The 6,582-nt window shown below is 29.7% G+C and carries 6 protein-coding genes and 1 rRNA gene; all 7 read left to right on the top strand.

From position 1 onward, the window contains the following. On the top strand, window positions 1-1,172 hold a 1,172-nt coding region (locus I4U89_RS13850), incomplete at its 5' end, for a DUF5011 domain-containing protein (protein WP_195940872.1). Between the two features lie 377 nt (window positions 1,173-1,549). Next, window positions 1,550-2,089, top strand: coding sequence for a helix-turn-helix domain-containing protein (locus I4U89_RS13845; RefSeq protein WP_195940917.1), 540 nt, complete (start codon window positions 1,550-1,552; stop codon window positions 2,087-2,089). Between the two features lie 17 nt (window positions 2,090-2,106). Next, a complete protein-coding gene (gene potA / locus I4U89_RS13840; protein ID WP_195940871.1) occupies window positions 2,107-3,150 on the top strand; it encodes a spermidine/putrescine ABC transporter ATP-binding protein in 1,044 nt (347 codons plus the stop codon). Between the two features lie 2 nt (window positions 3,151-3,152). Beyond that, on the top strand, window positions 3,153-3,992 hold the full coding sequence (locus I4U89_RS13835) for an ABC transporter permease (RefSeq protein ID WP_195940870.1): 840 nt from the start codon (window positions 3,153-3,155) through the stop codon (window positions 3,990-3,992). A 104-nt stretch (window positions 3,993-4,096) separates the two neighbouring features. Next, window positions 4,097-4,774, top strand: coding sequence for an ABC transporter permease (locus I4U89_RS13830; protein WP_207744196.1), 678 nt, complete (start codon window positions 4,097-4,099; stop codon window positions 4,772-4,774). Next, window positions 4,771-5,826, top strand: a complete 1,056-nt coding sequence (locus I4U89_RS13825; RefSeq protein ID WP_195940915.1) for an ABC transporter substrate-binding protein — start codon at window positions 4,771-4,773, stop codon at window positions 5,824-5,826. Before I4U89_RS13830 ends, I4U89_RS13825 begins: the two co-directional genes overlap by 4 nt. Window positions 5,827-6,250: 424 nt before the next feature. After that, window positions 6,251-6,582, top strand: a 16S ribosomal RNA gene (locus I4U89_RS13820); the annotation flags it as partial.

The raw sequence follows: 6,582 nt of genomic DNA, 5'->3' as shown, positions 1-6,582 counted from the left end.
AGAATAAAACAATAAAGGTTGGAGAAAAGTTCAATCCATTAACAGGAGTAACTGCTAATGATAAAGAAGATGGCAATATTACAGACAAAATTAAAGTAGTTGAAGACACAGTAAACGCAAATAAAGCAGGTACTTACACAGTTAAATACGAAGTAACAGATAGTGAAGGTGCGACAGCTACTAAGACTATTACAGTTACAGTAAAAAGCAATGATAAACCAGTAATAAATGGAGCTGACAATGTAAGTATAAAGGAAGGGACGGCATTTGATCCAATGGCTGGAGTAACTGCTACAGATACTGAAGATGGTAATATAACTAAAGATATTAAGGTAACCGGAAGTGTAGATATTAATAAGCCAGGTAAATATGAATTAACATATACAGTAACAGACAGTGATGGAAATACTACTACTATAAAAAGAGTGATTATGGTTTATCCTAAAATGGTAGAAATAAATGCAATACCAACGATAAATGCAAAGAATAAAACAATAAAGGTTGGAGAAAAGTTCAATCCATTAACAGGAGTAACTGCTAATGATAAAGAAGATGGCAATATTACAGACAAAATTAAAGTAGTTGAAGACACAGTAAACACAAAGAAGGCAGGTATTTACACAGTTAAATATGAAGTAACAGATAGTAAAGGGGCGACAGCTACTAAGATTATTACAGTTACAGTAAAAAGCAATGATAAACCAGTAATAAATGGAGCTGACAATGTAAGTATAAAGGAAGGGACGGCATTTGATCCAATGGCTGGAGTAACTGCTACAGATACTGAAGATGGTAATATAACTAAATATATTAAGGTAACAGGAAATGTAAATATTAACAAGTCAGGTAAATACGAGTTAATATATACGGTAACAGATAGCGATGGAAATACTACTAATGTTAAGAGAGTAGTTACTGTTATACTAGATTCTATTAAAAACGATACAAATAATAATAAAACTGAAAATGAATCAAAACCAAATAAAAATAATGCAAGCTCAAATAGTATTGTAAGTACGAATAAACCAAGTAGTTTACCTCAATTTAATAAAATTGAGACAAATAATAATTCTAATCCTCAAACAGGAGATACAGGTAGCTTAGGATATATTGCTTTAGTATTAGTAGCATTATTAGGATTATATACAAATAAAATAAAACATAAAAAATAAGGCTTAATTAAGCCTTATTTTTATGTTTTTATTTTAATATTCGATTTGATTTTACATTAGTATAGGGTTTACAAATTTAGAGAAAATAGATGATATATACACTTTGAGAAAAATAAAAAATATAAAAGAATTAAAATTTTTTAGATTATAAAAATGAGTTAGAGATACTAAACTTTATAAATATTAATATAAACAAGCGTAGAGGGATTTTACATATAAAACCAGTAAAATACTTGATTTATATGTTGTATTGCAAAATAAAAAAAATACAAAAAAACTATTGAATTATATATTGAAGTTTTATATAATAAAATTTGATGTTTAGGTATTTTAAACAATATGTTTACTAAAAATATGCAAAATTAGGAGGTGGAATGATGGATATAGGTGAGAAAATAAAGAGAATGAGAATTGAAAAGCAATTAACTCAAGAAGAACTAGCTAATAGATGTGAACTGTCAAAAGGATTTATATCACAATTAGAAAATAATTTAACTTCACCATCCATAGCTACACTTATAGATATATTAGAAATATTAGGAACAAACTTAAGGGAATTTTTTAACGAAATAGATGATGAAAGAATTTGCTTTACAAAAGATGACATGTTTGAGACAGAAGATGAAGAACTTAAATATACGTTTAAATGGTTAGTTCCAAATTCTCAAAAAAACGAAATGGAGCCTGTAATAGTAACTCTAGAACCAGGTGGTAGGTATAAAGAAGAAAAACCACATGAAGGTGAAGAATTTGGCTATGTTCTTTCGGGAGCTATACACCTTCATATAGGAGATAAACATAGTAAAGTAAGAAAAGGAGAGAGTTTTTACTTTAAGCCAAGAGCTAATCACTACATATCAAATGCAGGAAAAACTACTGCAAAAGTGATTTGGGTATCAACTCCTCCATCATTCTAGGAAAGAGGTGCTAATAATTGGGTGAAAATATAATTGAATTAAGAAATCTATCAAAACAATATGATGATTTAAAAGTTTTGGATGATTTATCTTTAGATATAAAGAAAAATGAATTTTTAACGTTACTAGGTCCAAGTGGATGTGGTAAAACTACAACGCTTAAAATAATAGCAGGATTTGAGCAAGCAGATGAAGGTAGTGTGTTGTTTGAAGGAAAAGAGATTAATGAAATACCTCCATATCAAAGACCTGTAAACACAGTTTTCCAAAAATATGCATTGTTTCCTCATATGAATGTATATGAAAATATAGCATTTGGACTTAAGATAAAGAAAATGCCTAAAGATAAAATAGATGAAAAAGTAAAAGAAATGTTAAAATTAGTGGCACTAGAAGGAAAAGAAAATAGAAAGGTTGACTCACTAAGTGGAGGGCAACAACAAAGAATTGCTATTGCAAGAGCATTAGTAAATGAACCTAAATTATTATTATTAGATGAACCTTTAGGTGCATTAGATTTAAAGTTAAGACAAGAGATGCAAATTGAGTTAAAAAGAATGCAAAAGAAGTTAGGGATAACTTTTATATTTGTAACTCATGACCAAGAAGAAGCTCTTAGTATGTCAGATACTATAGTTGTAATGAACAAAGGTAAGATACAACAAATGGGAACTCCAGAAGATATATATAATGAACCTAAAAATTCATTTGTTGCAAGATTTATAGGAGAAAGTAATATATTTGATGGAATTATGTTAGAAGATTATAAAGTTGAATTTTGCGGTAAAGTATTTGATTGTGTAGACAAAGGGTTTGAAAAAAATGAAAATATAGAAGTAGTAATAAGACCAGAAGATATAAAAATGGTAAATCCAGAGGATTCAATGCTAAAAGGGACAGTTACATCTAGTATATTTAAGGGTGTGCACTATGAAATAGAAGTTAAAGAAAACAATAGAAAATGGATTCTTCATAACACTAAAAATGCAAAAGTTGGATCAGAGTTAGGAATGGACATATATCCAGAAGATATCCATATAATGAGAAAAGAGCAAAGTTAATTATGAAAAATAGAAAATCTATACTAGCATATCCATACATAGTATGGAGTGCAATATTTATTGTAATCCCTTTAATACTAGTACTTGTTTTTAGTTTTACTATAGAAACAGATAATGGTCGAATATTTTCTTTAGCTAACTACAAAGAATTGATGGATCCTATTTACTTTAAAGTATTTTTTAGGTCGATAACATTGGCTGGAATATCTACAATCATATGTCTTTTAGTAGGATATCCAGTAGCATATTTAATATCAAAAGTAAATGTAAATAAAAGAGGAACATTAATATTATTATTTATACTTCCTATGTGGATGAACTTTTTATTAAGAACATATGCATGGGTTGCTATACTTGGTAAAAATGGACTTTTAAATTATTTATTAGGAATATTTGGAATAGGACCCGTTAGTATACTTTACACTAATATAGCAATATTACTTGGAATGGTTTATAATTTCTTACCATTTATGGTTTTACCTATATATACATCTTTATCTAAGATGGATAATGATTTAATAAACGCTGCAAGAGATTTAGGAGCAAATAGTTTCCAAGTGTTTACAAAAGTTATATTCCCATTAAGTTTACCAGGTGTAGTTTCTGGAATAACAATGGTATTTATGCCATGTGTAACAACATTTGCTATATCAAGATTACTTGGTGGCGGTAAATTTATGTTAATAGGTGATTTAATAGAACAACAATTTACTGTTGTAGGAGACTGGAATTTTGGTTCGGCAGTTTCTATATTTATGATGATAGTAATACTTATATCAATGGCAGTAATGTCTAAAGTTGATAATGAATCAGATAAAGAAGGCGGTGGGTTATTATTTTAAAGTTAAAGAAATTAATATCTAATGTATATTTGTTTTTGGTGTTTTTATTCTTATATTCACCAATATTTGCACTAGTTGTATTTTCATTTAATGATTCTAAATCAATGGCTCACTGGAATGGATTTACGTTTAAATGGTACCAAAGATTAATTCATGATGAAAAAATAATGAGTGCACTATATTACACTATAATAGTTGCTTTAATTTCATCTATAGTAGCAACTATAGTAGGAACTATAAGTGCAATAGGAATACAAAAGATGAGAACAAGAGGAAGAAAAATAATGTTAAATGTAAACTATCTTCCTATGCTAAACCCAGATATAGTAACGGCAGTAGCTCTAATGAGTTTATTTGCTTTTTTAAACATAGAGTTTGGTTTTACAACTATGCTATTAGCTCATATAATGTTTAGTATACCATATGTAATATTGTCGGTTCTTCCTAAGATTAAGTCGATGCCACAAAATATGGAAGAAGCAGCAATGGATCTAGGTGCTACACCTATGTATGCACTTAGGAAAGTGATACTTCCTCAAATAAAACCAGGAATAATATCAGGATTTTTAATTGCATTTACTATGTCAATAGATGATTTTATAATTAGTTTCTTTAATACAGGAAATGGAGTTAGTAATCTTTCTATAGAAATATATGGTATGGCAAGAAGAGGTATAAAACCAGAAATAAATGCTTTATCTACTATAATGTTTACAGTAGTATTAATATTGCTTTTAATATCAAATAAAAAACAATCTATAGTAGCAGGGAGTGACAAATAGTGAAAATAAGAAAAAAAATAATAGCACTTTTAACTATAGGTATAATAAGTTCAGTGTCATTAACAGGATGTAAAAGTTCTACAGACTCAACAAAGGTACTTAATGTATATAATGTTGGAGATTATATAGATGAAGATCTTATAGCTAAGTTTGAAAAAGAAACTGGAATAGATGTATTATATGAGACTTATGATACAAATGAGATGATGTATCAGAAAGTTAAAAGTGGAAGTACGAATTATGACTTAGTTTTCCCTTCAGATTATATGGTTGAGAAAATGAGAAATGAAGACTTACTTCAAAAGATAGACTTTAAAAATATACCTAATATGAAATATATAGATAAGAGTTTTTTAAATCCAATATATGATCCAGATAATGAGTACAGTGTACCTTATATGTGGGGAACTTTTGGAATATTATATAATAAGAAAATGGTAAAAGAACCTGTTGATAGCTGGGATATATTATGGAACCCTAAATATAAAGGTAATATAATGATGTTTGACTCGGTTAGAGATACTATGGCAATAGCCTTAAAAAAGCTTGGATATAGTATTAATACTACAAATCCAAAAGAAATAGAAGAAGCAAAAAAACTTCTTATGAAACAAAAAGACTTGGTTTTAGCATATGTTAACGATGAAGGAAAAGACAGATTATTAGGCGAAGAAGTTGCTATGGGAATAATCTATTCTGGAGATGCAGTTACCCTAATGGAGCAAAATCCTAACCTAGCTTATGCGATACCAAAAGAAGGAACTAATAAATGGGTAGATGCTATGTGTATACCTAAAACAGCGCAAAATAAAAAAGAAGCTGAAATGTTTATTAACTTTTTACTAGAACCTGAAAATGCTAAACAAAATGCTGAATATATTGGATATTCTATACCTAATACGGGAGCAATCGAGCTATTAGATGAACAAACAACTGAAAATCCAGTTGCATACCCACCTAAAAAGTTACTGGATAAATGCGAAACATTTATAGATTTAGGTGACAAAATAAAATTATATGATAGAGCTTGGATAGAGCTAAAATCAAAGTAAAAGAGTAGAAAATTCTACTCTTTTTTTGATGAATTGGATGAGATATATTTATATTATAATTTGAATATTAAAATTATGGAAAAGCTAATAGAAATAATAGAAAAATAAAATTTAGAATAAGTATTGCAAATAAAAATAAAAAAATCAAAAAAGTATTGACTATAGAAAAATAAGGTGATATAGTATTACTTGTCCTTAAGAAAAGGGAAAAAACAAAAAAGTAAGCGCCGACACAGTCGCTTAAAATGAACTTTGAAAATTAAACAGTAGGTTAATTTATATAACTGATTCTTAAAAGAATCGAATACAGCCAAGCCAGATATTCAGATAATGATAGTCTGAGCAGGTAGTCAAATTTTGAGCAAACGATGTTGCTGAGTGAATACGAAGCAATATGTTTGGCGAAATGAGCGAAAGCGAATTTTATTTTGAGAGTTTGATCCTGGCTCAGGATGAACGCTGGCGGCGTGCCTAACACATGCAAGTCGAGCGATTTACTTCGGTAAAGAGCGGCGGACGGGTGAGTAACGCGTGGGTAACCTGCCCTGTACACACGGATAACATACCGAAAGGTATGCTAATACGGGATAACATGAGAGAGTCGCATGGCTTTCTTATCAAAGCTTTAGCGGTACAGGATGGACCCGCGTCTGATTAGCTAGTTGGTAAGGTAACGGCTTACCAAGGCGACGATCAGTAGCCGACCTGAGAGGGTGATCGGCCACATTGGAACTGAGACACGGTCCAAACTCCTAC

Origin of the sequence: Romboutsia sp. 1001713B170131_170501_G6, from assembly GCF_015668195.1 — a bacterium.
Taxonomy (GTDB): Bacteria; Bacillota; Clostridia; order Peptostreptococcales; family Peptostreptococcaceae; genus Romboutsia_C.
Note: the sequence above shows the minus strand (reverse complement) of the source record. Positions and strands in the feature narration are given on the sequence as shown.